Raw genomic sequence first — 25,799 nt, forward strand, 5'->3', positions numbered from 1 at the left:
ATTTTCTGACCGTAGCGGCGATGCTGATGGCTACACCGGCGCTGGCACAAGACAAGATGACTCTGCTGCTGGATTGGTTCGTGAACCCTGATCACGGTCCGATCATCGTGGCGCAGCAAAAGGGTTATTTCGCAGACCAGAATCTTGAGGTCGAGATTGTGCCGCCTGCTGATCCCTCGGCCCCACCGAAACTGGTGGCCGCTGGGCAGGGTGACATCGCCGTGAGCTACCAACCAAACCAGCACCTACAGGTAGCCGAAGGTCTGCCGCTGATGCGCGTAGGTACACTTGTGGCGACACCGCTCAGCTGTCTTCTGACACTAAAGGACGGCCCGATTCAAGAGATCAGCCAGCTAAAGGGCGGCAAGATCGGGTTCTCAGTTGCCGGCGTAGAAGAAGCGGTGCTGAGTGCCATGCTGGGCAAGCACGGTGTCGCGCTGGACGAGATCGAAATGATCAACGTCAACTTCTCGCTCAGCCCGTCGGTCATGTCCGGACAGGTCGATGCGGTGATCGGTGCCTATCGCAATTTTGAGCTGAACCAGATGGAAATCGAAGGCGTCGAAGGCCGATGCTTCTATGTCGAAGAAGAAGGCGTGCCGACATATGACGAGTTGATTTACGTCGCCAACCCCGAGCTGATGGACACGGACAAGGTGCGCCGCTTCCTGCGCGCCACCGAGCTGGCCACGCAATACATCGTCAACAACCCGGATGAAAGCTGGGAGGTTTTCAAAAGCTACGCGGAAGAGCTGGACGACGAGCTGAATGCAAAGGCTTGGGTCGACACCCTACCCCGCTTTGCCTTGCGTCCTGAGGCGCTGGACGAAGGCCGCTACATCCGCTTCGAGGAATTTCTGGCCAAAAGCGGCTTGGTCGAGGGCACCCGCCCGGTATCGAAAATCGCGGTCGATCTGGGGGCACAATGAACTACGGTACCTCATTTGAGGCGTGGCGAGCGGCGGCCGGGGAAACCTGGCCTGCCTATACCCGCCACGCATTCGTGCGGGGCATGGGTGATGGAACCCTCCCGCGCGCGGCGTTTTTGCACTATCTCAAACAGGACTACGTTTTTTTGATCCATTTCGCCCGCGCTTGGGCGCTAGTGGTGACCAAGGCCGAGTCCGTCGCGGATATGCGCCTCGCCGCGGGGACAGTGAATGCACTGATCAATGACGAGCTTGCCCTGCATATCGGCATCTGTGCCAAGGCTGGGATTTCCGAGGAAGAACTTATTGCAACGCAAGAGCGTCAGGCCAATCTTGCCTATACACGCTATGTACTGGATGCCGGGCATTCCGGGGATATGCTTGATCTTCTGGCCACACTGGCCCCCTGCGTCATGGGCTATGGTGAGATCGGGGCAGAGCTTTCGGCGACAAAGACCTCGGAAACCTATGCCGATTGGATCAACACTTATGGCGGGGAAGATTACCAACAGGTCTGCTGCGATGTTGGCGCGCTGATCGATGGCGTGGTAGCGCGGCGCATCGGGGATGACCCGCAAAACTGCCCACGTTGGGCAAATCTTTGCGACCGCTTCCACAAGGCGACCGAGCTTGAGGTCGGCTTTTGGGGCATGGCATCGCAGCCATGAGCCCGGCCCCCGCCCTATATCTGCGCGGATCACTGTCGATTGGCGACACATCCATCGCGCGCGGCATTGATCTGCGACTTGATGCAGGGCGGTGGACCTGTCTTCTGGGGGCCAGTGGTGTGGGCAAATCCACAGTGCTCAAGCTGCTGGCCGGAGTGGGAGACCATGTTTCTTTGGACGGTGAAATCTGGGCCTCGGACGGTGGCGCGCTGGCCGGGCGGGTGGCCCTAATGGCGCAGAGTGATTTGTTGCTGCCTTGGCTATCAGCGCTCGACAATGTGGCAATAGGGGCACGATTGCGCGGCGAGACGCTTGACCGGGATCGAGCCGAGCACGTGCTGGAGCAAGTTGGGCTAGGCGCGCATCTAGACAAGAAACCGGGAGAGCTCTCCGGTGGGCAGAGACAGCGCGTGGCCTTGGCCCGAACCCTGATGGAAGACCGCCCCATTGTGCTGCTGGACGAACCTTTTTCCGCCCTTGATGCCCTGACTCGGGTGCATATGCAGGACCTCACCGCACAGCTGCTGAAGGGACGTACGGTGCTGCTTATCACCCATGACCCGGCCGAAGTGGCGCGGCTGGGGCAGAACATCATGATCATGACGCGCGACGGGCTGCACCCGGTCGAAACTCCAATGGGCAGCATCCCGCGCCCTGTTGATGATCCGGGCGTGCTAGGCATCCAGGCCGCGCTGCTTCAACAACTCAGGACGGACAGATGAGCGCAAGCGAAACTCTCAGGGCGCTGAACCAGGACAACTGGACAGCGGCCACGACACATGACTTTACCAATGCGCTGGCTACCGGAACGCTCGATCACGGCAAAATGGCTGGCTATTTACAGCAGGATTACCTTTTCGTGGAAGGCTTCGTGCGTCTGCTGGCCTCAGCAGTGGCGCATGCACCCAACCTCGCCGATGCTGTGCCGGGCGCGCGCTTTCTGGGCCAGATCTGCGGGCCAGAGAACACGTACTTCCTGCGTGCATTAGACGCGCTGGACGTGCCCCAGGCAAGCGAAGCCGCACCCGAAACCCTGGCGTTTCAGGCCCTGATGGACGAAGCCCGCACATCCGGGCGCTACGAGCGGATGCTGGCGGTGTTGGTGGTCGCGGAATGGGTCTATCTGGATTGGGCCAGCCCGGTCGAAGCCCGCGCCGAAGATCTGCCGTTCTGGCTGGGGGAATGGATCACTCTGCACTCAGGCGACGGGTTCGAAAGTGTGGTCGCCTACCTACGTGGGCAATTGGACGCGATCTGGTCGACCCTTTCGGACCAGGCACAGGCCGAGGTCGCTGCAACCTTCGGCAAGGCCGTCGCCCTTGAGCGTGCCTTTTTCGATGCCGCATGGGCAGGCTTCCCGGTAGCCCGATGACAGGTTGGCGTGCGGGTATCGCCGCCACCGCAATGGCACTAGCGCTTTGGCAACTGGTGGTTTGGGCCACCGGCTTGCCGCGTTTTATCTTGCCCCCGCCAGCGCTGGTTTCCGAAACCATTTGGAACAGCCGCAACCTTCTGCTGGAGCATGGGCTGGTCACCGCGACCGAAGTGCTGATCGGGCTGGCCCTTGGCGCAGTGCTGGGCGGGCTGTCGGCCATCGGCCTTGCCGCCTCACCGCTAGCACGCGCGCTGGTGCGACCAATTTTGGTGTTTTCCCAGACCATCCCCGTCTTTGCCCTGGCACCGATTCTGACCCTGTGGCTTGGCTTCGGGCTCGAGGCCAAAATCGCCATGGCGCTGCTGATCATTTATTTCCCGGTTACTTCGTCTTTCTTTGATGCATTGATGCGCAGCAATCGCGACTGGCTGGATCTGGCTCGGGTCATGGGGGCGTCACCCGCCCGAGTAATGTTGCACATCCGTATTCCATCTGCTCTGCCCGGATTTGCCAGCGGCCTGCGTCTGGCTGCCGTCTATGCCCCGATCGGTGCCGTCATCGGTGAATGGGTCGGAGCGTCGCGTGGGCTGGGATATCTGATGTTGCTGGCCAATGGCCGTGCCAAAACCGATCTGATGTTCGCCGCGCTGATCGTGTTGGCGGTACTCACCATCATCCTGCACGCAACGGTCAACGCCCTGTGCAATCGGTACCTGGATCAGCGTGATCAGATATGAACAAAGTACTGACCATAAGTATACGCGAACGCGGAGATCGACTTTAATCGTGCCACTAGCTGTGATGAAAGAGCTCAAAGCTAGAGTACATTGATTTCCAGAGCGCCATGTTAAACAAAGCTAGTTGGTCGAGCGGCGAACACAGAGTGTGCCGCAGTCACTTGTCCAAGAGTCCTACCGTAAGGATCAACTTGAATTAAGCCGAACCAGAACACGTAGCGTCATGGTCTGAAGGTGGTTTATCATTGCCAGTGGCCACTACTTCCGCTGGTCAGGCCTCCGCAGCCAGAGAAGCCGAATGGTTTCCGTAATTTTTGCAACGCGGATCACATAGTGAACGCCCCACACACCAAAAGCCTGTTTGGTTGACAGATACTGATTCCTCAGAAGGTTTTTCAACGTCTTGAAGGAAGGGATCAATTTCTGCAAAGGCGGGATGTAATTTACGATGCCGCGCTTGGCATTGCGGCGCAGCCTAGCACCCTCAATACGACGGGCTTTGGTGATGTGATCCCCAAGACTGTCGCGCGCCGGGTGACGGACGATGGCGTCTTCGGCAAACACAATCGCTTCGCCCGCAGATTGTGCACGATCATTCCATTCCATGTCCCCGCCGGACAACACCGTGTCGTTGAACCGACCGATGCGATCCATAAGCTCCCGCCGAACGATCAGATTGGCCGTAACCGCGCGCCCACGCTCCACCCATTTTTTTTGCTCTAATCCCAAATGAACATCATAGAGTTCGGTCGTCTTCCAATCCTGCCCGTTCGGGATCAGCACAACATTGCCACCAAAGCGATTAACCTCGGGGTGGTCTTCGGCTATTTTCAACCCGGCCTCTAGATAGAGCGGGTCAGGCTGACAATCGGAGTCGGTGAAAAACAGTAGCTCCGAGGCGGCTTCTTCGATTCCCCGGTTGCGCGCTGCGTATGAGCCGGGTTTTGCCTCACTTAGGATGCGGGCGTTGGCGGGCAGGCGAAACCCGTCTGGCATGGGGTCGGTCGGATCATTGTTGACTGCAAGTATCTCGAACTGGTTTGTGTTCAGTGTCTGAGAGGCGAGCCCATCCAGACAAAGCTGCAATTGGTCCCAGCTTTGATAGGTCGGGATGATCACTGACGCGCTCAGGGGCGAACGCGCCTGTGTAATGTCAGGCCGTTGGATCACGTCGGAATCATTCGGCATTGACGGCGTTCGAGTACTGATGGTCATACAGGGTTTTGAATGGCCCCGGTTTCTTCAGCAACTGTTGGGCGCTGCCCTGCTCAAGAACTTCACCAGCCTCAATCACGACGATCTTGTCCGCATGCATGATGGTTGAAAGCCTGTGAGCCACGATGATTGTCGTACGCCCTTCGGTCAGGCGGCCCAAGGCTTCCTGAACCAGATGTTCCGACCGCGAGTCCAGCGCACTAGTTGGTTCGTCCAGCAGCAGGATCGGGCTGTCGCGCAGAAGCGCGCGCGCAATCGCAAGGCGCTGTTTTTGACCACCGGACAGGAAGGCACCATTTTCACCAACCAGAGTGTCAAAGCCTTTCTCAAGCGACATGATGAAGTCATAGGCATTCGCGGCCTTGGCAGCCTCGATCACGTCGTCTTGCGAGGCACCCTCACGGCCAAATCGGATGTTGTCGGCGATTGAGGCCGAAAACAGAAACGTCTCTTGCCCGACGAACGACATGTTCTGGCGCAGTGATTTGAACGAGGCGTATTTGATATCCTGACCATCGATCGATACCGAGCCACTGGTCGGGTCATAGAGGCGCAGGGCCAAATTCAGAATGGTCGACTTGCCGCCGCCGGACAGACCAACGAGAGCGGTGGTTTGTCCGGCTTCGAATGTAAGCGAAAGACCCTTCAGAATCGGATCGCTGCGGCGATACCCGAATGTAACGTCGTCAAACACGACCTCTCGCGGGCCGTCGGGCAGGCTTTTGGGATTGGCCTCTTCCGGTAGGGTATCCGGCTCGTCCAACATATTGAACAGCATTTGCACCCGGCGCAGACCCAGCTCCATTTTTACCCGCACTTTGGTCAAGCGCTTCGCGGGCTCATAAGCCATCATCACAGCTGTCACGAATGACATCAGTTCACCCGGAGTGGACGCTGCAGCGCCAAACAGCTTGCCAGCGCTCAATCCGATGACCGAGGCGATTGCAAAACCGGCCAATATATCCGTCAGCGGGCTCGTCGCAGCTTGCAGACGCGCAAGCTTGTTGCGGCGCTTCTCAACGCTTTTCACCGCCGAATTCATCTCGAGGGCCATGCGTTCCTCCAGCCCGAAGGACTTAACCACACGAATACCTGCCGAAGTTTCCTGAATGACCTTCATGATCGTTCCCATCCCCTGCAGTTCCATATCAGCAATCTCTCGAACTTTGCGGAGAAGCTTCCGAACGCCTAGAATCGCCAAAGGGCCGACGATCAGGGTAAAGAGCGACAAGATTGGCTGCTGATAGAACATCACGGCGAGCAGTCCGATCAGGGTGAGCATGTCACGAACAGCGGTAGTAACCATGATCTCGATCACAGTGCGCGCAGCAAGGGCCGTTTGCGTCACCTTCAACAACAGATCCGAGCTTTCTGTCAAATTGAAGAATGACACCCCTTGCCGCAAAAGCTTGTCGTAAAGCTTGATCTGCTGTTTCGAGACAATCCGGTTCCCAGCCCGTGTAAGGGCCACAATCTGGACGTAGGTTGCAATGCCTTTGACCAGGAAAATCGTGAACACGGTCATCGAAACGCCAAAAATCTTGGCTGAGTTTTCACTGTCAAACAGCGAATCCACCACATCACGCATGATAAAGGCGATACCTGCTGTGGTTGCCGCAACAAATACCATCGCGATGATCGCGATCGTATAAGGGACCACTTGCTCGCGCATATTTTCGGAGAGCAGTCGCCACAGGACGGAATCACTCAATACGGCCGCAAATTTTGATTTGATCTTTTGCAATGCACATGTCCACTGTGATCAGGATCGAGCTATGTCACATCTGACGCGCTCATAAACAGTTTCCGCTAGATAGTCGCCTGTTGCCAGTTGAGCAAGCCCGCGCCCTATTCTGCCGCTTCAATGCGAATTGTTCGAACCGAAGGGTCTACACGCGAATAAGCGGCCAAAACCCTCTCCGACCATTTCTGTGCAATGTAATCCGCCATAAAACGCGTTGGCGCAATCAGAATCGCCAGGCCCCCTGCCCTTTCGGCTTCGTTCAGATGCTTGAACCAACTGGACCAAAGTTCTGGGTCACGCTCATGTAGGATCGATTGAACCTGTGCCCAAACGTCTTCACCCTGTGGGGGCGGGTTCGATGGCTTTGACTGAAATGGCACAACATTGGTATCGCGCTCTGGCTTCTGCTGCATTCGTTCTTGGAAATCCGTCCCGATGACGGGCCAGGTTTCCATTGTGTCCAGCATGATCTGCTTGAGGTCGAGTTCATAAACCGCAACCCGACCCCGAGCGGCGGGTCGTTTGACCGCAATCCAGCCTGCGCTGCGCAGCTTAGCCATCTCACGTTTAACTGTGCGTTCGTTCACGGACCACAACCGAGCGATCTCTTCCCGACCAATCGACAGTTCATTGGAGCGCCAGTTATAGCGCGTGGTAATTAATGTCATGATGCGAAGAACACTGCGATGACGATGCTTGTCACCTGATAAGGCGTGAACGGCGAGCGCCGACAAGATATCGTACTTCAGTGCAGGCGCATTTCGCCCGACCGGTTTCGCAACCTGCATCCGTTTCCTCACCGCTCTTTTTTGCCTCATGCGGGTTGATCCCGCCGTAATCGCGCCGTTTCCCAACGCTTTTCGTGATTGTTCACTGATTAGCGTCCAATACTTCGATTCTGTCAAGAGTTCGTTGAGATCACGCTATTTGGTAGCTGCTATTCGCTATCAAAAAATAAAAGAAATAGGTGAATTTATGGTGATGGGGGACATACTGGGTGTCCCCTTATCGAGCAATAATGTCCCCCTATATGCCGTATTTGCTTGAGTTGTGTCCCCCTAAATCTGGTAGGATATCCGAAGTCAGGAGGATCGCAGAAAGAAGCAGCGTTCCGAATCGGTCAGCACTAGATACGGCCATATTTTCTTACCCGTGGGTAACATCACAACCTTACAATAATTTCTTTTGCCAAATATGCAAATCGGGCGTAAATAACAAAAGAGAGAAAAATAACGTCCAGAAGAATGAGAACTGAGGCATGTACACGCACGAAGACCTGAATGCATTGCGCACCCAGTCCCTGAAATTGCAGGGCTGGATTCGCCAGCAGACTTTCAGCCCTGAGATGGAGAAGACGCTAAGGCGGTTCTCAAGCTGGGAGGTGTCCGAGCTGATCTTTAAGGTGAACCAATCGACTTTCCGAGGAAAGCTGGCCGCCGATCCTTCATTGCCGGGAGGCGAGGTCGAGCCTGATGGGCGGCAGCGTTGGTTTAGTCTGGAAGAGGTAAATGAGCTCAGGCGGCGGCTTAAGGTTAATCGCAAAGCGCTCACTCCCCCACGCCCTGCGGGCAAGCGGGCGGTTCGGGCCGCTGTTGCCAATTTCAAAGGGGGGGCTGGCAAGTCGACCGTGGCGTTGCATCTTGCGCACGCCGCTGCTCTGGACGGCTACCGAGTATTAGTGGTGGATTTTGACCCTCAGGCGACGCTCAGCCATTCGATGGGTCTAACCGATGTCGCTGAAGATTTCACCGTCTGGGGTATCATGGCGCGGGATCTAATCCGAGAAACCGAGCGCATGAATAACCGCCCTGCGGCTGCGGAGTCAGGAACCGCCCTGCCCCGCCGAGAATTACCACCTTCTATAACGGATATGGGCCTCGGCGAACTGCGCATTTCTGATTTTATCAAGCAGACCTCGTGGTCAACGATTGATGCGATCCCTTCTTGCGCCAACGCTGCTTTCGTCGAATTCGCATCAGCACAATATCGGCACCTGAATCCTGAGTGGTCTTTTTTTGCAGCTGTGTCCCGCTATCTGGATCAAATACCGAATGATGCTTATGACCTGATCCTGTTCGATTGCCCGCCTGCGATAGGATACCAATCGATGAATGCGGTGTTCGCAGCAGACATGTTGTATATCCCGTCGGGGCCCGGATACTGGGAATACGATTCAACCACCTCATTCATTGGACAGTTGGCTGAAGCCCTCGAAGATCTGGCCTATGGTTTCGACAAGACCTTACCCACGGGTAAGATTGGTTTACCCAAGACATTCTGCGAAATTCGGTTTTTGCTTACGCGCTACGAACCGGGGAATGCACTGCACACAGCGATGTATGACGCATTCCGCAAAGTCTTTGGTGAGCACCTCGCCGAGCACCCGGTCGAGATGACGCGTGCGGTCGAGCAATCTGGTCGGTTCCTGAGTTCAGTTTATGAGATGGATTACCGTGAGATGACGAGGGAAACCTGGCGTCGTGCGCGTTCGACATTTGATAATGTTTATGATGAATTCCGGGGCGTCATGCTATCGGCCTGGGACAAGCTGGAGGATGACGTATGAGCCGAAAACGCAGAATGTTCGATATCGATATGCCAGCGATGGAAGAAATCCCGGTTGGCAAGATTCCGGATAAAGCGCTTGAGAAAAGGCGCGGACCGATGGCCACTGCAATCTCCGAGAACGCTAATGCGCTACGCGACCAGCAAACTACCGAAGATGCAATCAGAGTCGAAAATGACAGGTTAGCGCACGAGCTTGTACGACTACGTTCAGAAGGGTATGTTATTGAACAGATCGCATTGGCGGATGTTGTTACCGAGCGCCTGACGCGCGACCGCAAGCCTGGCCCTGATCCTGAGTTGGATGAGTTGAAGGCTTCTATTCAGGATGTGGGTCTTTCGAACCCGATCCGGGTCGAGCGTCGCAACGATGGACGCTTTGAGTTAATTCAAGGAATGCGCAGATTATCGGCATTTCGCGCATTACTTGAGGAAACTGGCGACGCGCGATTTGCGACGATTCCGGCCGGTGTTTCTGACGTTGCAGAGCTGGATGATAGCTATCGTCGCATGGTCGATGAAAACCTGATCCGAAAGGATATCTCGTTTGCGGAAATGGGCGCGCTTGCGCGTGCCTATGCGCAAGACCCCGCCAATGATTGTCCGGATGTCGACAAAGCGGTTTCAACCTTGTTCAAATCTGCAAGCTATACCAAGCGCAGCTATATACGGGCGTTTGCGAGTTTGCTGGCCATGTTGGAAAAGGTTCTTATGCACCCAAACGACATTCCACGGAATGTGGGTGTTGAACTCAAACGAAAGCTCGACTCTGATCCCGGATTGATCCGACAAGTCAGTACGGCTTTGGTGAGTGAACCAAATCGCAACAGCGTGCGCGAAGTGGCCATTCTTCGCGATTTTCTCACAATCGAAAATGCGACCGCCGCTAAGCCAAAGGCTGAAGCCGTTGGTAAACCACGCCGCGCGAAGACAACGTTTCAGGTAAAGGGCAGGGCAGGGATTGCAAAATGTTCTGCATCCAGCGGAAGGATCGAACTTCGCTATGATCTCGATTTTACCCGTGTCGATAGGGCGAAATTAGAACGTGCTGTGGCCACCTTGATCGAGGATCTGCGAGAAGAAGACGATCTTACCCACGGGTAAGACGGGCTTAGCGAGATAGATCCGAAGCGCGGCGCTGGTTAATTTCAGCGCCGTTTTTTTGCACAAACAGACCAATCGTGTAATACGGTACCCTGGGAGACCATCTAAACGCTTAGCTTTTACCGCCCGGCCTCAAATTCTTGTTTTGTAGTTCGGGCAGGTACGTTCCGAGCAGAGTTGACGAATACAAGTTCGGGCCATCAGTAGAAGGTTTCTTAACGTATTGATATGGAACTAGGGCAGATAATCTACAATTTATGTAGTTAGTCGCGGCTGAACAGATACACAGTTTTCGCGGCAGGGCAGGGACGACGCGATCGCTTCTATCTTCGAGCGCCCCGGCACTACATTTCAACGGGAAGACCAACATAGCGTACCGAAACATATTCGAGGCGCGTGAGCATATAACGGATTGGCCGTGAGCACCTATCAATGATGGATATGATTGCGCTGTGGCTTGCCAAAGAAAGGGCGGCGATGGGTTGAATGATTGACCGAGTAGAAGGTCATTTGGGCGTAGTGTGCAAAATACTTTAATAAGTATTATTAAGAGCTGTATCGGTCTGCCTACTTTAATGCGAAGGCGCCCCATCTAGCCGGCTTAGGGGCCTGCTGAATCGTGATTTAAGGACAGGCTTTGTTAAAGCTTGCTAAAAAAACAATGACTCTTCTCAGTATTGAAACGCCCGAAGCAACCAGAAAGATGTTCGGTAACCTGATCCGATACTACAAATACCGGATTAATCGCGCGAGAAGCGCCTATAAGAATATATACTGGCCTGATAGATAATCAGTATACGGGCGGCGTTATCTGAGACAAAACCTTCTCGCTTACTTTTGTTGCTTCAAGGCTACATATGGCATTCGCCAACAGCGCGCTCTCATCCCTGGATGACGTTCTGACGTTGCGTGCCCAGACCCTGAATACCAAGCTCCATTTTGTCGCCGGGATTCAAGTAGGTCTGCGGGTTCTGTCCCATACCAACACCCGGGGGTGTGCCTGTAGAAATTACGTCACCGGGTTGCAAAGACATAAATTGCGACAGATGCGAGATGACCGTCGCTACGCCAAAATGCATCGTTTTGGTTGATCCGTCCTGATATCGGTGCCCGTTTACCTCAAGATACATCGGAAGGTTCTGCGGGTCGGGGACTTCGTCTCGTGTTACCAGCCAGGGGCCAATTGGGCCGAACGTGTCCGCAGACTTTCCTTTGACCCATTGGCCAGAGCGATGAAGCTGAAAGTCACGTTCTGACAAATCGTTCACTACGCAGTAGCCGGCGACGTGGTCTATGGCTTCCGCCTCAGAGACATATTTGGCCTCTTTGCCGATAACAACTCCCAGCTCAACTTCCCAATCGGTTTTGACCGATCCGCGCGGGATTTCTACGGTATCGTCGGGGCCGGCGATGGCCGAGGTGGCTTTGAAGAAGATCACGGGCTCAGCAGGCAATTCCATGCCGCTTTCTGCTGCGTGATCGGCATAATTCAGGCCAATGCATATGAACTTTCCAACATTGCCAACGCAAGGACCGATGCGCGGGTTGCTGTCTACCAATGGCAGGCTGGCCAAATCTAGTGCGCGGAGCTTTTCAAGAACGACATCGCCAAGAGTATCGCCCGAGATATCATCCACCACACCGGAAAGGTCGCGAACCGAGCCGTCTGAGGCCAAAATGCCGGGTTTCTCAGCGCCCTTCGGGCCATAGCGTAGTAGTTTCATTGTCAGGTCCTTCCTGCTCAGATCGTCCAGCCGCCATCTATGGCAAAGGGCTGGCCCGAAGTGTATTTGCTGGCATCACTGGCCAAATACAGAGCCAGTTCAGCGATCTCTTCCGCTGTGCCAATACGGCCCATCGGTTGACGGGCGATGAAATCAGTCATTGCCTGCTCATAATCCCCGGTAGTGCGAAGCCGGTCATGCAGGCTGGGGCTGTCCACCGTACCTGGACAAATCGCGTTGCACCGAATGCCCTGGGTCACAAAATCGGCTGCCACAGACTTGGTCAGGCCAATCACCGCTGCTTTTGACGCGCAATACGCAAATCGGTTGGGCACGCCTTTCATGGACGATGCGACCGACGACATATTGATGATCGATCCTCCGCCTGCTTTCAGCATTCCGGGTAGAGTCAGTTGGATCAGTCTGAACATGGCCTTTACGTTGAGGTCAAAGCTGAAATCCCAATCCTTTTCAGTGCATTCAAGAATTGATCCCCCCGCCACATAACCTGCGCAGTTAAACAGAATGTCCAGTTGCGGCAGATTGACCGCTGCATCTGTAACGGCCTTATCGTCCATTACGTCCAGTTGCAGCGGTTCGATACCCGGAATACCGCCCAATTCGGCAAGCGCTGCATCGTTGATGTCGCTGGCTATCACCCGTGCGCCTTCGGCAGCGAACAATTCGGCGGTTGCACGGCCAATGCCTTGGCCAGCTGCTGTGATGAGAGCGGACTTATCTGCAAGCCGGTTGGATGGGTTGATTGTCGACATGAACAACCTCACAATTTCTCGGGTAGAAGCTCGGATGGGATGTCCTGATAACAAACCGGCCGCAGGAAACGGCGTATCGACAATGTTCCCACGGATGTTGCGCCAAAGTTGGTTGAGGCGGGGTAGGGGCCTCCGTGAACCATGCTGTCGCAAACTTCGACCCCGGTCGGAAAGCTGTTGGCCAACAATCGCCCAGCCTTTCGTTCAAGCAGCGGTAGCAGTGCCTGAGCGTCCGCTTTGTCACCTGCGTCCAGATGTAGTGTGCAGGTCAACTGCCCTTCGATGGCCCGCGCGATCTGTTGCATCTGAGAGCTGTCGTTCACGCGCACGATGATGCCCAATGGTCCGAAGACTTCTTCTTGCAGCTCCCGATTGGCGAGCCAGTCATCACCTGAAACAGTGAACAGGTATGGGGCCGCATCGCGTGACTTGCGGCTTGTGCCGATAATCTTCGATACACCGGTACCAGCAGCTACACGCGAAACTCCGTTTCGGTATGCCTCCGCAATTCCATCGGTCAGCATTGTCTGCTCGGCCACCGAAGACAGGCCAGCCTCTGCCGCTGCTTGAAACGCGTCAGCATCCGGACCTTCGATGATCACGGCGATACCGGGATTGGTGCAGAACTGTCCAGCGCCCATGGTTAGGGACGCGGCCCAGCCATTGCCGATTTCAGCACCGCGCGCGGCCGCCGCTTGCGGCAGTATGAACATCGGATTGATTGAACCCAGTTCGCCAAAAAACGGAATGGGTTCATCGCGTTGCGCGCATAAATCGAACAGCGCCCGTCCACCTCCGAGGCTGCCCGTAAAGCCAACCGCCCGGATCGAGGGATGTTGCACCAATCGCTTGCCCACATCCCGTTTGCCACCCTGTACCAATGAAAACACTCCGGGATGAATCCCTGTCGCTTTGATGGCGGCGTCGATTGCCTGGGCGACAATTTCGCCAGTGCCGGGATGGGCCGAATGGCCTTTGACAACGACAGGGCATCCTGCGGCTAATGCTGCGGCTGTATCACCCCCTGCGACTGAGAAGGCCAATGGGAAGTTCGAAGCGCCGAACACCGCAACAGGACCCAGCGGGCGCTGTATCATGCGCAGGTCGGGGCGGGGCAGGGGTGCACGATCCGGCATGGCCGGGTCATGGCGCATGTCCAGGTAATCGCCCGCTTCGATGTGATCGGCGAAGAGGCGCAGCTGGCCGACGGTACGGCCACGTTCCCCCTGCAGGCGTGCCTCGGGCAAGCCGGTTTCCTGCGTGCCGATTTCGGTGATGGCATCCCCGCGGGCATCAATCTCATCTGCGATCTTGCGCAACAGCGCGGCACGTTCGGTACGCGAGGACCACCCGAAAGTGGCAAATGCCGACTCTGCTGCCTCCACTGCGCTATCAATCATCGCCGCTGTCCCCACAGAAAAGTCATGGCTTGGTCCATGCGCTGGTTCCGACGCAAAAGTAGTGTCTGCGCCGATCCATTCGCCAGCAATCAGGTGTTTTCCGGTCAACATATTCGTTCTCTCTTACAGCAGGCCGCGATGGGCGAGGTTTCGCATCAGGTGTGAGGCCCCAAAGGACCATTCGGGGCATTCCGTCGACAGGCGCACGGTGTTTGTCAGCGCTCCAAGGCGCGTATTGGAGATAGTGACGACATCGCCAATTTTGTGAGTGAACCCACCGCCAGGTGTGTCACGGTCTTGGGTCGGGGCGAACAGAGTGCCAAGGAAAAGCATCAGCCCATCAGGATATTGGTGATGGCGCCCGATAGTCTGCTTCACAAGGTCTGCAGGATCGCGACTGATCTGGGACATAGAAGAGCTTCCGTTCAGCACAAATCCATCCGATCCGGTCACGGTTAGCGCAAGTTCAGCCTGGCGTACATCGTCCAGTGTGAACCCATCATCGAACAACCGGATCATCGGTCCGATCGCGCAAGAGGCATTGTTGTCCTTTGCTTTGCTCAGCAATAAAGCCGAACGACCTTCAACGTCACGCAGATTGACGTCGTTCCCCAGCGTAGCGCCCTTAATCTCGCCCTTAGAAGTAACGGCCAGAACGACCTCGGGCTCGGGGTTGTTCCAGGTCGAAATCGGGTGAAGACCGATTTCTGAACCGAACCCGACCGAAGACAAAACTTGTGCTTTGGAGAACACCTCGGCATCGGGGCCGATCCCGACTTCCAGATACTGGCTCCAGAGGCCTTCAGCGATCAGTGCTTCTTTGACCTCTGCGGCGGCGTCTGATCCCGGCACGATGTTCGAAAGGCTGTCGCCGATCCGATCTCCGATGCGCGCCCGGATCGCGTCGGCTTTGGCAGGATCACCGGCGGCTTGTTCCTCGATTACGCGTTCGACCATGGACCCGGCAAATGTGACACCACAGGCCTTGACCGCCTGCAGGTCACACGGGGCCAGCCATTGGTGGTCGGCGTCCAAAGGGCCGATATCTTCACCTTGGGCGTTGCGCACATGATCTGCTTCATCGTCGCGTTCCAGAATGTCCCTGACAGTTGGTGCCGTTTTTGACGTGATATCGATAATCCGCCCATTGCGCAGGGTCACCACGCTGGGGCCGATTCCGCCGCGCTCAATACGGCCGAGCCACAGCCCGTTCGAATCCAATGTACCTATGGTCATTTTAATTCCTGAGGTTGTAGGCGCAGGCGGCGTTGCCACCCATTATTGCCTGTCGTTCTGCGCTGCTCAGATGTTTCAGCAACATGTCGGTGGTTTCACACCAGCGCTCATAGCTACTGGCCAAGGTGCAAACTGGCCAATCGCTACCCCAGATCAGACGCGATGGACCGAAGGTGTTCAGCAGGTGATCCACGTACGGGCGCAGATCGTCGATCGTCCAGTCTGCTGCAGCCTCGGTCACAAGGCCTGAAAGCTTGCACCATGCATTTGTATCTCGGGCCAAGGCGGTTATGTTGTCGGACCAGTCACCCAAGATTGCGTCTTTGATCAATGGTTTCGACCCATGGTCAATGACAACACTCATATCGGAATGATGCTGAAGAAGTTGCCTGAGGGGGCCCAGGTGTTGAGGCAAGGTCAAGGCATCAAATGTCAGGCCATGCCGTTGAGCTGCCTCGAAAGCGGGCGTTAGCGCGTCGCCTAGCATCCAAAGCGGGTCGGCGATGTCCTGTATCATCGGACGTAGACCGACCAGTGCCGGATGGGCGTCTAACGCAGAAATCTGTGAGCCAACATCATCGGCTTCAAAATCAACCCAGCCGACAACACCTTTGATAAACGCATTCTGATCGGCCAGCGAGAGCATGTATTCCGTCTCAGCCACAGTGGGCGCCGCCTGGACAAGGACTGTGCCATCGATCCCGGCAGCCTTAAGCAGGGGCATTAGATCGTCCGGCGTGAAATCCCGGTAGATCGTGTCCAGATCGGGCGTCAGCCAGCCATAGTCGCAGCGCGCCAAAGCCCAGAAATGCTGATGCGCGTCGATCCTCATGCGATCACACCCTTTTTCAGGATGATGTTGCCATAAAGCCTGCGTTCGCCCGTTTGAACGATGGCAAACGCGTTGGCCGCACGCTCGTAGAATGCAAACCGTTCCAAGCCCTGAACTTTGGCCGGGTTGTCGGCGGTCGTGTCGATGATGCGTTGAAAGTCCGCGACTGCGTCGGGAACCGCCTCTGCGTCGCCGACAACCTGCATGGTCAACGCCGGATCAGGAACGAACGTATCCAAAGGCATCACAGAAAGTACGGCCTTCAACATTTCACTGGCTGTAGACCCATCGGCCCGGATGCAGTCTGGTCCCATGCTGGTGCCCGGAAAATTCGCATCTGCGATAACAATCTCATCCCCGTGGCCCATGGCCCTGAGGGTGAAAAGCAACTCCGGCGAAAGGATCGGGTCGATGTTACGCAGCATCAGCTGTCTCGCTTGGCAGTGGCGCATCAGGTCGGATCAGGCCTTCGGACCGCAAGTCCGACCACAGGCCGGAAGAAATGTTGCGCTCCATTAGTGCCACGTTGGATCGTACTTCGGATGCGTTTACGGCTCCGGGAACTACTGTTTTGACGCAAGGATGACCCAGAACAAATTGCAGTGCTGCAGCAATCAACGGAGTGTCGTGCGCCGCGCAAACGGCTTCGATTTTGCGAACCCGGTCCAGAATGTCTTCGGGCGCGTCAGCATAATTGTACTTGGCGCCGGGCACTGCTCCGGTCGCGAGAATGCCTGAATTGTAAGGTCCTCCGAGGATGATTCCGACATCGCGCTGCTCGCAGAGTGGCAGGAAACTGTCGAGGGCCTCTTGTTCAAGCAATGTATAGCGCCCAGCCAAAAGGAACCCGTCGAAGTCGCCCAGCCCAAGAAGTTTCTCGCAAACCTGCCATTCGTTTACACCTGCGCCGATTGCTGCGATTTCACCCGCATCGCGCAGCTCGGTCAAAGCCTTGTAACCTCCGCCATCAAACAGTTCACGCACCTTGGCGTCCGAAACCTCTTGGCTGCCTTGGCTGAAGACACAGACATCATGGACCAGAAGAATGTCAGAATTGGCGACACCGATCCTGTTGCGGCTTGCCTCGTAAGACCGCATTACGCCGTCATAGGTATAGTCAAACACGATCCGTTTCTGCGGTACATCGACGAAAGCTTCGGGCGTTACTTCATGCGGTTCGCAATCCAGTAACAGGCGACCGATCTTGGTTGAAAGCTGGATGTTTTCGCGCCCGAACCGACCAATCGCCTGCCCAAACCGATGCTCTGATCGGCCAAGCCCGTATTGCGGCGCTGTGTCGAAAAACCGGATGCCTGCGTCAAAAGCGGTCTGCAATGCCGCCTGCGCGTCCTCGTCCGAGACTTTTCGGTACAGGTTCCCCAATGGTGCCCCACCGAACCCCATGCGGGTCAGGGGAACGGGCCGCGTGGTCCGGTTGTTCAGTAATTCTGTTTGGGAAACGGTCATCCTGCCTCGCTATTCAGCTGTGGGGTGAGGTTGAACAGATGCGGCTTCAGTTGCTCCAACTGCTCAATGCGCGGCATCAACTGCCCGAGGTGGGCGCGCATAGCGACCTGCGCGGCCTGTTCGTCGCGATTGCTGATTGCTTCGAAAATGGCCCTATGTTCCTCTAGTGTCTCGGCAATTCTGCCGGGGGTGGGCAGCAACAGCATGCGTGCGCGGCTGACCTGTAAGGAAACGGTTTGGGCAACGTCGGCGAGGCGGCGGAAGCCTGTAAATTCCATCAGAAGACTGTGGAACTCTTCATCGGCCTGATAAAAGCCCGGGATATCATCATCCATGATCAACAGTTCCTGCAGACGCATGTTGCGGCTTAACCTTTTACGCTGAACGTCGGTTATGTCGCGCGCGACTTTGGCGACAGTTGCAAGTTCAAGCGCTTCACGCAGGAATACGCCTTCGCGGATCTCGTCCATCGAAAAGTAGGATACGCGAGTGCCTGATTGCGGCACTACATCCACCAGCCCTTCCGAGGCCAAACGCGCAATCGCATCGGCCACAGGTGCGCGCGACACACCCAATCTTTCACACACAGGTGCCTTCCTGAGGTTCGCTCCGGGTGGGAAGTCCAGCGAGAGAATCGCCTGCTTCAATGAGTGGTGAACCCGCTGAGCGAGCGGTCCTTCGATCGTTGTGATCTCGGGCAACAGTTCGGCATCAATATCTTGGTATTTGTTCATACTGCATAAGTTAGCATTCTAACATGTTAGTTGACAAGTAGAGATATTGGATTTAGCAACATTGACCAAGCAAGTGGAGAAGAGATGCGAGCGAACGGCGGCATAAACGTTTTGGAAGAGGCGACTCGCGATGTCGTAAAGCTAAATCCGCAGGACAACATCGTTATTGCTTTGCGTGACTTGCAGGCGGGTGAGCAGCCGGCACATGTTCCCGTGCAATTGGCTGCGCCCGTTACCCGCGGCCACAAGCTAGCCGTGTCATCAATCCAATCTGGCGAGAATATTGTCCGCTACGGTCAGATCATCGGGCAGGCCAAATGCGATATAGCGCCTGGCGAACATATCCATGTGCACAACCTTGGCATGGGGGCGCATCAGCAGGACTATGCACATGCCAGCGCCAACACCCCGCTGCCTGTTCTGACTGAAAAGCGTACATTCGACGGATACCATCGATCTGACGGTAAAGTGGGAACCCGAAACTACATCGGGATTCTAACCACCGTGAACTGCTCGGGTTCGGTAGCGCGTTTTATCGCCGACGCAGCGGAAAAGACCGGGTTGTTGGAAAGCTATCCCAATGTTGACGGTGTGGTCCCGATTGTGCACGGGACCGGATGTGGAATGTCCAGCAAGGATGAGGGCTATGCTACCCTGTTTCGGACGTTGGCCGGCTATGCACAGCATCCGAATTTCGGGGGTATTCTGCTGATCGGTCTGGGCTGCGAAGTCATGCAGGTGGCAGATCTTGTCGGCGGTCGACCAATCCGCGCTGACGGTGCGCTGCGTTACATGACCATTCAGAACGAGGGCGGAACACGCCGCACTATCGAACGGGGGCTGGCGGAGTTGCGCGGCATCGCCCATCTGGCCAATCAAGCCGAACGCGCTCCGGCTCCGATCAGTGCCATCACGGTCGGTATGCAATGCGGCGGCTCGGACGGGTATTCTGGGATAACCGCGAACCCGGCGCTGGGGTATGCGTCGGATTTACTTGTGCGCCATGGAGGAACAACGATCCTGTCGGAAACCTCGGAAATCTACGGTGCCGAACACCTGCTGACCCGGCGGGCCGAGACTGTTGAGGTGGGTGAAAAACTGATCGAACGCATCCACTGGTGGGAGGACTACACGGCCCGAAACGGCGGTGAGATGGACAACAACCCAAGCCCAGGCAACAAGCGCGGGGGGCTCACAACCATTCTTGAGAAATCGCTTGGTGCCGTAGCTAAGGGAGGCACCGCGCCACTGCGAGACGTCTACAAATTCGGTGAGATGATCGACAAGAGCGGGTTTGTCTTCATGGACAGTCCCGGTTTTGATCCGTGTTCGGTCACCGGGCAAGTCGCTTCGGGTGCGAACCTGATCGTGTTTACCACCGGGCGCGGTTCGGTGTCTGGATATCAGCCAACGCCATGCATCAAGCTGGCCACCAATTCCGAAATGTATGCCCGCATGGCCGAGGATATGGATCTGAACTGCGGTGACATCGTGACAGACGGGATCAGCATCGAGAGCAAGGGCGAAGAACTGTTCGAAATACTGATCCGTGTCGCCTCAGGCAAGAAAACCAAAAGCGAGGAACTTGGATTTGGGGGCGTTGAATTCGTCCCCTGGCAAATTGGTGCGGTGATGTAAACCGCGTTGGCCCAAGGGGAGAGGGGCAAATGGGAGGCAATAAAAATAGACTGGTCGAAATGACGGGGATTGATAAGTTTTTCCCCGGCGTGCACGCGCTGAAATCCGTGCAATTCGATCTTGAACCGGGTGAAGTTCACGCGCTGATGGGCGAGAACGGTGCCGGCAAAAGTACGTTGATGAAAATCCTGTCGGGTATTTATCAACGTGACGGCGGGACCTTGAAGATCGAAGGGCGCGAAGTCAGCCCGACAACCCCGCGCGAGGCGCAGGATCTAGGTATAGGGATCATCCATCAGGAATTGAGCCTGATGAACGACCTGACCGTAGCCCAGAACATTTTTATCGGACGCGAACCGCGTAAGGGCTTTGGCCGTTTGGACGAGGCGGCGCTGAATGCGCAGACTGCCGAAATCTTTGCTTCGATGAACCTCAGCCTTGATCCCAAGGCGTTGGTTGGCAGCCTGACCATCGCAAAACAGCAAATGGTCGAGATCGCCAAGGCACTGTCCTTTCGGTCCAAGGTGCTCATCATGGACGAGCCAACAGCGGCCCTGAATGACGCCGAGATTGCTGAGCTGTTCGTGATCATCCGCCGCCTCAAGGCTGAAGGTGTAGGCATCGTTTACATTAGCCACAAGATGGACGAGCTGAAGCAGATCTCGGATCGCGTGACGGTTATGCGCGATGGGGAATATGTCGGAACAGTTGGGGCTGCTGAAACCCCGATCAGCCAGATCATCGCCATGATGGTGGGCCGAGAGGTCAAGGAAGAACCGCTGGACGTGCCCGATCTGGGTGATGCGGAGATGTCTCTGCAGATCACCGGGCTGAGCCGGAGCAACGAAATTCAGGACGTCAGTTTCTCGGTCCAAAAGGGTGAAATTCTGGGCTTCGCCGGTCTTATGGGCGCAGGTCGCACCGAGGTCGCGCGCGCCATATTTGGGGCCGACCCCAAGGATAGCGGAGAAATCCGGGTACATGGTCAGGTGGTGTCGATCAAATCACCCACCGACGCCGTCAAAGCGGGGATTGGATACCTGTCCGAGGACCGAAAGCACTTCGGTCTCGCCACTGGTATGAATGTACGCGACAACATCGCGCTTGCCTCGATGGACCGATTCACCGGCGCAGGCGGGGTTCTGCACGATGGTGAAATCAGCGACACCGCCAAAAGCTACATCCAGCAATTGGGAATTAGAACGCCATCGGATGTGCAGGAGGTTCGCCTGCTGTCAGGCGGCAATCAGCAGAAGGTTGTCATCGCCAAATGGCTGCTGCGCGACTGCGATATTCTGATCTTTGACGAACCGACCCGCGGTATCGACGTCGGCGCGAAATCCGAGATTTACAAGTTGCTGGAAGAACTGGCAGGGCAGGGCAAGACGATCATCGTGATCTCATCCGAACTGCCCGAAATCATGCGCCTCAGCCATCGCATCGCCGTGATGTGCGAAGGGCGGCTGACCGGCATTTTGCCCGGCGGAAAAGACACCACTCAGGAAGACATCATGCATCTGGCCACGCAACGTGCAGCGGCGATGCAGGTAACAGGGACAGTCCAATGACCACAGCAACCGACATCGAAAAGAAAAAGCCACTCTCGGGTCTTGCGGACAGCGGCGCGTATCAAAAGCTCTTGGCCTTTGCCAGTTTGATCGTTCTGCTAATCGGTTTTTCCATTGCTTCACCCAACTTCATGCAGACGTCGAACATGATCGCCATTCTGCAGGCGACATCGGTGAATGGCGTTCTGGCTGTTGCTGCGACGCTGGTCATTATCACCGGTGGGATCGACCTTTCAGTCGGAACACTGATGACTTTCTGCGCTGTGATCGCCGGGGTGGTCCTGACATATCTCGGCATGCCCTTGCTGTTGGGAGTGGCCGCAGCCATTGCGGCGGGCGCATTTTGCGGACTTTGCTCGGGCACTTTCGTAGCGAAAATGAAAATTCCGCCCTTCATCGCCACGCTTGGGATGATGCTGATCCTCAAAGGCCTGTCGCTGGTGATCTCTGGGACACGGCCAATCTACTTCAATGACACGCCGGGCTTTGACCAGATCTCGCGCGGGTCGCTGATCGGAGAGGTCTTCCCATCGCTACCCATCCCCAACGGTGTGCTTATCCTGTTCCTGGTGGCCATCGCGGCTTCGTACATTCTGGGGCGCACAGTTCTGGGTCGTTACACCTTTGCGCTTGGCTCTAACGAGGAAGCGGTGCGTCTGTCAGGCGTGAACACCGACATGTGGAAGATGCGCATTTATGCGCTGGCCGGAGCGATCTGCGGCATCGCCGGTATCCTGATCGCCTCGCGCCTGAACTCGGCGCAGCCGGCATTGGGTTTGGGATACGAATTGGAGGCGATCGCAGCCGTGGTGATCGGTGGCACGTCTTTGTCCGGTGGGCGCGGCACGATCCTGGGCACGCTGATTGGCGCCCTGATCATGGCTGTACTGACCAACGGATTGCGCGTGCTGTCAGTCGCGCAGGAATGGCAGACCGTTGTGACCGGAGCGATCATCATCCTGGCCGTCTATGCCGATATGGCGCGACGCAAGAAATCGGGATGACCAAGCAACTAAATCAAAGACCAAAACGACCAACTGGAGGAGAAAACATGTTAACACGTCGTTTCATTCTGGGTGCGCTGAGTGCAGCCACCCTGGCAGGTCCCGCCTCGATGGCGGCAGCCGAAGAGATTTACATTCCACTGGTATCCAAAGGGTTCCAACATCAGTTCTGGCAAGCGGTGAAGTCCGGCGCCGAACAGGCAGCAGACGAGTTTGATGTCACCATCACGTTCGAAGGTCCGGATAACGAAACAATGGTGGACCGCCAAATCGACATGCTGGCTGCCGCTTTGGCCAACAACCCCAAAGCCATTGGGTTTGCCGCTCTGGACAGTCAGGCCGCAATTCCGCTTTTGAAGCAGGCCAACGAAAAGGGCATTCCGATCATCGCCTTCGACAGCGGCGTTGACAGTGACATCCCGCTTTCAACTGCGACAACAGACAATCTGGCGGCGGCTGGGCTTGCAGCCGACAAGATGGCCGAAAAAATCGGCGGCAAGGGTAAAGTTGCGGTTGTCGCGCATGACCAGACCAGCCGAACCGGCATCGACCGCCGCGACGGTTTCGTCAATCGCATGGCCGAGAAGTACCCGGATATCGAAGTCGTCACAGTTCAGTACGGTCAGGGCGACCACCTGAAGTCGACCGAGGTCACAAAGGCGATCCTGACAGCAAACCCCGATCTGAATGGCATCTTCGGCACCAACGAGGGCTCGGCCATCGGCGTTGTGAATGGCGTTCAGGAGCTGGGCACCGAGGGTTTGGTGATCATCGGTTATGACAGTGGCAAGGCCCAGAAAGACGCAATCAAGAGCGGCCTGATGGCGGGTGCGATCACGCAAAACCCTGTGGGCATCGGCTATGAGACTGTGAAAGCAGCGGTTGCGGCTCTGAATGGGGAAGAGGTTCCAGGTCTGATCGACACAGGCTTCTACTACTACGATGCCTCGAATATTGACGACCCGAAGATCTCGGCCGTTCTGTACGACTAAAAGTACTTATTAACACTGTTCGGCCTGCCTTTTTGGTGGGCCGGACAACCAATGTTCATCGTTCAGGTGAATTATGTCAGTTTTTGCGGGGCAACGGCGTTTGGGTCGCAACACCGGTCTGTCGCTGCTCTGCGTATGTCCTTGGTGCGTCGATGATGGGTTTAAGCCTAATTAGCAGAAATTTTGGCAAATTGATTTAATACTCGAAGTCTGGACATAAGCTAACCTGTTGCAGACGATTAACTTTTCAGCTTTCAATCAGCAAGCTCTATACACCAATATGTTACAAGCTATTGACCATCGACGAATGCGCCACCAGCGCGTGAGTGGTTCGCGGTATCGCCGCGTCGAAGGCAAGTTCGTGATCTCTTACAATGGCGATTAATCAGGTCTGAAAGACGTGACGAAATCCCAAACTGCTGTAAACAAATGCATGAATCGCTATCTATCTAAATACCCCTGCCGATATGGGAATATCTGGGATGCAGGACGCATGCCCGCTCCTACGATGTCTGGTTTGTGATGGCGGTACAGGCTGCGCCAATGAGGTTGGGTCGTCACTCTCTCAACACCGTCCTGCAAAGCGATGTCTCTAGAACAACGCTCAGGTTACAAACCGTCGGCCTGACCAGCGGTTTCTCAACCGAGCGAATGCATGCGTGAGGGTGTGATCGGGCCGACGAAATTGAAATTCGCGAACCATATTGTTCTTGTGGCTGAGCTCTCTTGGCTCGATGGTCTCAATTTCCACCCACAATGCCCCAAGTTTTTTTGTGAGTAGTTTTGCAAAAGGGCGCATATATCTTGCCAGAATGACATTTTCGCAGGAATGGTTCCCGATGACCAAGATCACTCCAGAATTGCTTGAACAAATCCGTGCCCGATTTGCGCAGGTTGACCACTGCCCGCAGCAGGGACCGCGTATTTTCTTTGAAAACGCGGGTGGCGCGCTGACGCTGAATTCGGTTGTGGACACCTCGCAGGCTTATGCTGCGATCCCTGACAATCAGGGCCGCGACAACCCGGGAAGTCACGAACTGGTGCGGGTAATCAACAAGGCCAAAGAAGATATGGCCGTGTTCATGAACGCCCCCGGTGGCCAGTTCTTTGTCGGCGAAAGCGGGACCGAGCTGCTGTTTCGTTTGATTATGAACGCCTGTCTGGGCACGGGCACCGGTCGGGTGCTTGGCACAACGCTGGAACATCCCGCGACCCGAAGCGCTTGCGCGCGTTGGGCCGGGGTGGCCGGGCAAGATCATGTTCTGGTGGTCCATGACGACGCCACAGGCACCGTCACCGCAGATGCTTATGCGGCGCAGGTTACGCCGGACACAAAGGTTGCGACTATCGTGCACACCTCGCCGGTGACCGGTATGGGCGTGGATGTAGCGGCTGTGGCTGCCGAGATCCGCACCGTTGCGCCCAATTGCTTCATCATAATCGACGGTATCCAGCACGCCGCGCATGGCCGGATCGACCTGACCGCCTATGATGTCGATGGCTATGTGATCTCGCCCTACAAGGTGTTCTCGCGCCATGGTTACGGGGTGGCCTGGATTTCTGACCGGCTGACCAAGCTGCCACATAACAGCTTGATCGACGGCCCCGCCGACAATTGGGAAATGGGGACGCGTGATACCGGCTCTTACGCTACAATGTCTGACGTAGTCAGCTATTTCGAATGGCTGGGCGCACAGGTCAGCGACGCCACCGACCGGCGCGAAAAATTCGTCGCTGCCGGAGAGGCGATCCATGAGCAGGAAAAAGCGTTGACTGATGCGATGATCCGCGGAACCGGCAACCTGCCCGGGCTGGCCGAGATGGAGAAGGTGACCATTCTGGGCGGTGTCGATAACCCAGCACGCGAGGGGCTGGTGTCACTGCAGGTCGAGGGCGTGCCGTCGGTCGATGTGGTCAAGCAACTGAACGAACAAGGCATCCGTACGCATTTGCGCAAGGCCGATCACTATTCGGGCAACATCCTCACACCGCTTGGCATGGACAGCTGCGTGCGTGTTTCGATGTGCCACTACAACAGCGTCGCCGAAGTGGCCCAGTTTCTGGGTGCAATGAAAACCATCGCCGCCTGAGGCA

The 25,799-nt window shown here is 56.0% G+C and carries 23 protein-coding genes; 12 read left to right on the forward strand and 11 right to left on the reverse strand.

The features are described 5' to 3' along the window. Positions 1-20 precede the first annotated feature (20 nt). From ACR0BT_RS07345 to ACR0BT_RS07365, 5 genes are read left to right on the forward strand one after another with little or no spacing between them, the layout of a single operon-like run. Entirely contained in the window at positions 21-929 is a 909-nt protein-coding gene (locus ACR0BT_RS07345; RefSeq protein ID WP_480763033.1) for an ABC transporter substrate-binding protein, read from the forward strand. After that, on the forward strand, positions 926-1,597 hold the full coding sequence (gene tenA, locus ACR0BT_RS07350; protein ID WP_480762827.1) for a thiaminase II: 672 nt from the start codon (positions 926-928) through the stop codon (positions 1,595-1,597). The genes ACR0BT_RS07345 and tenA overlap by 4 nt, the downstream gene beginning before the upstream one ends. Next, positions 1,594-2,319 (forward strand): ABC transporter ATP-binding protein, encoded by a 726-nt coding sequence (locus tag ACR0BT_RS07355; RefSeq protein ID WP_480762828.1) that lies wholly within the window; start codon positions 1,594-1,596, stop codon positions 2,317-2,319. Before tenA ends, ACR0BT_RS07355 begins: the two co-directional genes overlap by 4 nt. After that, positions 2,316-2,969 (forward strand): TenA family protein, encoded by a 654-nt coding sequence (locus ACR0BT_RS07360; protein ID WP_170801767.1) that lies wholly within the window; start codon positions 2,316-2,318, stop codon positions 2,967-2,969. The genes ACR0BT_RS07355 and ACR0BT_RS07360 overlap by 4 nt, the downstream gene beginning before the upstream one ends. Beyond that, a complete protein-coding gene (locus tag ACR0BT_RS07365) occupies positions 2,966-3,709 on the forward strand; it encodes an ABC transporter permease (protein ID WP_170625596.1) in 744 nt (247 codons plus the stop codon). The genes ACR0BT_RS07360 and ACR0BT_RS07365 overlap by 4 nt, the downstream gene beginning before the upstream one ends. Positions 3,710-3,967: 258 nt before the next feature. Here the strand turns inward: ACR0BT_RS07365 and ACR0BT_RS07370 are convergent, their stop codons facing one another. The 3 genes from ACR0BT_RS07370 to ACR0BT_RS07380 all read right to left on the reverse strand — a co-directional run bounded on the left by ACR0BT_RS07370 (position 3,968) and on the right by ACR0BT_RS07380 (position 7,486). Beyond that, positions 3,968-4,897, reverse strand: coding sequence for a glycosyltransferase family 2 protein (locus ACR0BT_RS07370; RefSeq protein WP_480762829.1), 930 nt, complete (start codon positions 4,895-4,897; stop codon positions 3,968-3,970). Beyond that, a complete protein-coding gene (locus ACR0BT_RS07375; protein ID WP_480502978.1) occupies positions 4,887-6,635 on the reverse strand; it encodes an ABC transporter ATP-binding protein in 1,749 nt (582 codons plus the stop codon). The genes ACR0BT_RS07370 and ACR0BT_RS07375 overlap by 11 nt, the downstream gene beginning before the upstream one ends. A 137-nt stretch (positions 6,636-6,772) precedes the next feature. After that, complete coding sequence (locus ACR0BT_RS07380) at positions 6,773-7,486, reverse strand: DnaA N-terminal domain-containing protein (RefSeq protein WP_480762830.1); 714 nt, start codon at positions 7,484-7,486, stop codon at positions 6,773-6,775. Positions 7,487-7,926: 440 nt separating this feature from the next. On the opposite strand from ACR0BT_RS07380, the gene ACR0BT_RS07385 reads away from it, so the two are divergent. Both ACR0BT_RS07385 and ACR0BT_RS07390 read left to right on the forward strand, forming a co-directional pair. Further along, positions 7,927-9,234, forward strand: a complete 1,308-nt coding sequence (locus ACR0BT_RS07385) for an AAA family ATPase (protein ID WP_170423104.1) — start codon at positions 7,927-7,929, stop codon at positions 9,232-9,234. Beyond that, a complete protein-coding gene (locus ACR0BT_RS07390) occupies positions 9,231-10,337 on the forward strand; it encodes a ParB/RepB/Spo0J family partition protein (protein WP_480762831.1) in 1,107 nt (368 codons plus the stop codon). The genes ACR0BT_RS07385 and ACR0BT_RS07390 overlap by 4 nt, the downstream gene beginning before the upstream one ends. Positions 10,338-11,218: 881 nt before the next feature. On the opposite strand, the gene ACR0BT_RS07395 is transcribed toward ACR0BT_RS07390, so the two are convergent. Genes ACR0BT_RS07395 through ACR0BT_RS07430 form a run of 8 tightly spaced genes read right to left on the reverse strand, consistent with a single transcriptional unit; the run spans position 11,219 to position 18,503 of the window. Next, the gene (locus ACR0BT_RS07395) at positions 11,219-12,061 is read right to left on the reverse strand and encodes a fumarylacetoacetate hydrolase family protein (RefSeq protein ID WP_170423108.1); all 843 of its coding nucleotides are present in this window, start codon (positions 12,059-12,061) and stop codon (positions 11,219-11,221) included. 17 nt (positions 12,062-12,078) lie between these two features. Beyond that, positions 12,079-12,834, reverse strand: a complete 756-nt coding sequence (locus ACR0BT_RS07400) for an SDR family oxidoreductase (protein WP_480762832.1) — start codon at positions 12,832-12,834, stop codon at positions 12,079-12,081. Positions 12,835-12,842: 8 nt separating this feature from the next. Next, entirely contained in the window at positions 12,843-14,345 is a 1,503-nt protein-coding gene (locus ACR0BT_RS07405; protein WP_480762833.1) for an aldehyde dehydrogenase (NADP(+)), read from the reverse strand. A 12-nt stretch (positions 14,346-14,357) separates the two neighbouring features. Further along, positions 14,358-15,470, reverse strand: coding sequence for a fumarylacetoacetate hydrolase family protein (locus tag ACR0BT_RS07410; RefSeq protein WP_170625603.1), 1,113 nt, complete (start codon positions 15,468-15,470; stop codon positions 14,358-14,360). A 1-nt stretch (position 15,471) separates the two neighbouring features. After that, entirely contained in the window at positions 15,472-16,302 is an 831-nt protein-coding gene (locus ACR0BT_RS07415) for an amidohydrolase family protein (protein WP_480762834.1), read from the reverse strand. After that, on the reverse strand, positions 16,299-16,727 hold the full coding sequence (locus tag ACR0BT_RS07420; RefSeq protein ID WP_170394147.1) for an RbsD/FucU domain-containing protein: 429 nt from the start codon (positions 16,725-16,727) through the stop codon (positions 16,299-16,301). The genes ACR0BT_RS07415 and ACR0BT_RS07420 overlap by 4 nt, the downstream gene beginning before the upstream one ends. Beyond that, positions 16,717-17,769, reverse strand: a complete 1,053-nt coding sequence (locus ACR0BT_RS07425; RefSeq protein WP_480762835.1) for an aldo/keto reductase — start codon at positions 17,767-17,769, stop codon at positions 16,717-16,719. Before ACR0BT_RS07425 ends, ACR0BT_RS07420 begins: the two co-directional genes overlap by 11 nt. Then, entirely contained in the window at positions 17,766-18,503 is a 738-nt protein-coding gene (locus ACR0BT_RS07430; protein ID WP_223118555.1) for a GntR family transcriptional regulator, read from the reverse strand. The genes ACR0BT_RS07425 and ACR0BT_RS07430 overlap by 4 nt, the downstream gene beginning before the upstream one ends. Before the next feature lie 84 nt (positions 18,504-18,587). Between ACR0BT_RS07430 and ACR0BT_RS07435 the strand changes: the two genes are divergently transcribed. The 5 genes from ACR0BT_RS07435 (at position 18,588) to ACR0BT_RS07455 (ending at position 25,795) form a co-directional block, all read left to right on the forward strand. Continuing rightward, on the forward strand, positions 18,588-20,141 hold the full coding sequence (locus tag ACR0BT_RS07435) for a UxaA family hydrolase (protein WP_223118556.1): 1,554 nt from the start codon (positions 18,588-18,590) through the stop codon (positions 20,139-20,141). A gap of 29 nt (positions 20,142-20,170) precedes the next feature. Further along, positions 20,171-21,709, forward strand: coding sequence for a sugar ABC transporter ATP-binding protein (locus tag ACR0BT_RS07440; RefSeq protein WP_480762836.1), 1,539 nt, complete (start codon positions 20,171-20,173; stop codon positions 21,707-21,709). Then, on the forward strand, positions 21,706-22,713 hold the full coding sequence (locus tag ACR0BT_RS07445) for an ABC transporter permease (protein WP_170394139.1): 1,008 nt from the start codon (positions 21,706-21,708) through the stop codon (positions 22,711-22,713). Before ACR0BT_RS07440 ends, ACR0BT_RS07445 begins: the two co-directional genes overlap by 4 nt. A 47-nt stretch (positions 22,714-22,760) precedes the next feature. Next, positions 22,761-23,705 (forward strand): ABC transporter substrate-binding protein, encoded by a 945-nt coding sequence (locus ACR0BT_RS07450; protein WP_170694956.1) that lies wholly within the window; start codon positions 22,761-22,763, stop codon positions 23,703-23,705. An 839-nt stretch (positions 23,706-24,544) separates the two neighbouring features. Continuing rightward, a complete protein-coding gene (locus ACR0BT_RS07455; protein WP_480762837.1) occupies positions 24,545-25,795 on the forward strand; it encodes an aminotransferase class V-fold PLP-dependent enzyme in 1,251 nt (416 codons plus the stop codon). Positions 25,796-25,799: the final 4 nt, after the last annotated feature.

It is taken from the genome of Ruegeria sp. CJ6 (genome assembly GCF_056536665.1).

Coding starts and splice junctions, on each gene's coding strand:
- ACR0BT_RS07355 (WP_480762828.1), top strand. CDS start 1,594: ATGAGCCCGGCCCCCGCCCTATATCTGCGCGGATCACTGTCGATTGGC.
- ACR0BT_RS07410 (WP_170625603.1), bottom strand. CDS start 15,470: ATGACCATAGGTACATTGGATTCGAACGGGCTGTGGCTCGGCCGTATT.
- ACR0BT_RS07385 (WP_170423104.1), top strand. CDS start 7,927: ATGTACACGCACGAAGACCTGAATGCATTGCGCACCCAGTCCCTGAAA.
- ACR0BT_RS07395 (WP_170423108.1), bottom strand. CDS start 12,061: ATGAAACTACTACGCTATGGCCCGAAGGGCGCTGAGAAACCCGGCATT.
- ACR0BT_RS07370 (WP_480762829.1), bottom strand. CDS start 4,897: ATGCCGAATGATTCCGACGTGATCCAACGGCCTGACATTACACAGGCG.
- tenA (WP_480762827.1), top strand. CDS start 926: ATGAACTACGGTACCTCATTTGAGGCGTGGCGAGCGGCGGCCGGGGAA.
- ACR0BT_RS07450 (WP_170694956.1), top strand. CDS start 22,761: ATGTTAACACGTCGTTTCATTCTGGGTGCGCTGAGTGCAGCCACCCTG.
- ACR0BT_RS07455 (WP_480762837.1), top strand. CDS start 24,545: ATGACCAAGATCACTCCAGAATTGCTTGAACAAATCCGTGCCCGATTT.
- ACR0BT_RS07380 (WP_480762830.1), bottom strand. CDS start 7,486: ATGAGGCAAAAAAGAGCGGTGAGGAAACGGATGCAGGTTGCGAAACCG.
- ACR0BT_RS07445 (WP_170394139.1), top strand. CDS start 21,706: ATGACCACAGCAACCGACATCGAAAAGAAAAAGCCACTCTCGGGTCTT.
- ACR0BT_RS07390 (WP_480762831.1), top strand. CDS start 9,231: ATGAGCCGAAAACGCAGAATGTTCGATATCGATATGCCAGCGATGGAA.
- ACR0BT_RS07430 (WP_223118555.1), bottom strand. CDS start 18,503: ATGAACAAATACCAAGATATTGATGCCGAACTGTTGCCCGAGATCACA.
- ACR0BT_RS07435 (WP_223118556.1), top strand. CDS start 18,588: ATGCGAGCGAACGGCGGCATAAACGTTTTGGAAGAGGCGACTCGCGAT.
- ACR0BT_RS07400 (WP_480762832.1), bottom strand. CDS start 12,834: ATGTCGACAATCAACCCATCCAACCGGCTTGCAGATAAGTCCGCTCTC.
- ACR0BT_RS07345 (WP_480763033.1), top strand. CDS start 21: ATGCTGATGGCTACACCGGCGCTGGCACAAGACAAGATGACTCTGCTG.
- ACR0BT_RS07420 (WP_170394147.1), bottom strand. CDS start 16,727: ATGCTGCGTAACATCGACCCGATCCTTTCGCCGGAGTTGCTTTTCACC.
- ACR0BT_RS07415 (WP_480762834.1), bottom strand. CDS start 16,302: ATGAGGATCGACGCGCATCAGCATTTCTGGGCTTTGGCGCGCTGCGAC.
- ACR0BT_RS07360 (WP_170801767.1), top strand. CDS start 2,316: ATGAGCGCAAGCGAAACTCTCAGGGCGCTGAACCAGGACAACTGGACA.
- ACR0BT_RS07405 (WP_480762833.1), bottom strand. CDS start 14,345: ATGTTGACCGGAAAACACCTGATTGCTGGCGAATGGATCGGCGCAGAC.
- ACR0BT_RS07365 (WP_170625596.1), top strand. CDS start 2,966: ATGACAGGTTGGCGTGCGGGTATCGCCGCCACCGCAATGGCACTAGCG.
- ACR0BT_RS07425 (WP_480762835.1), bottom strand. CDS start 17,769: ATGACCGTTTCCCAAACAGAATTACTGAACAACCGGACCACGCGGCCC.
- ACR0BT_RS07440 (WP_480762836.1), top strand. CDS start 20,171: ATGGGAGGCAATAAAAATAGACTGGTCGAAATGACGGGGATTGATAAG.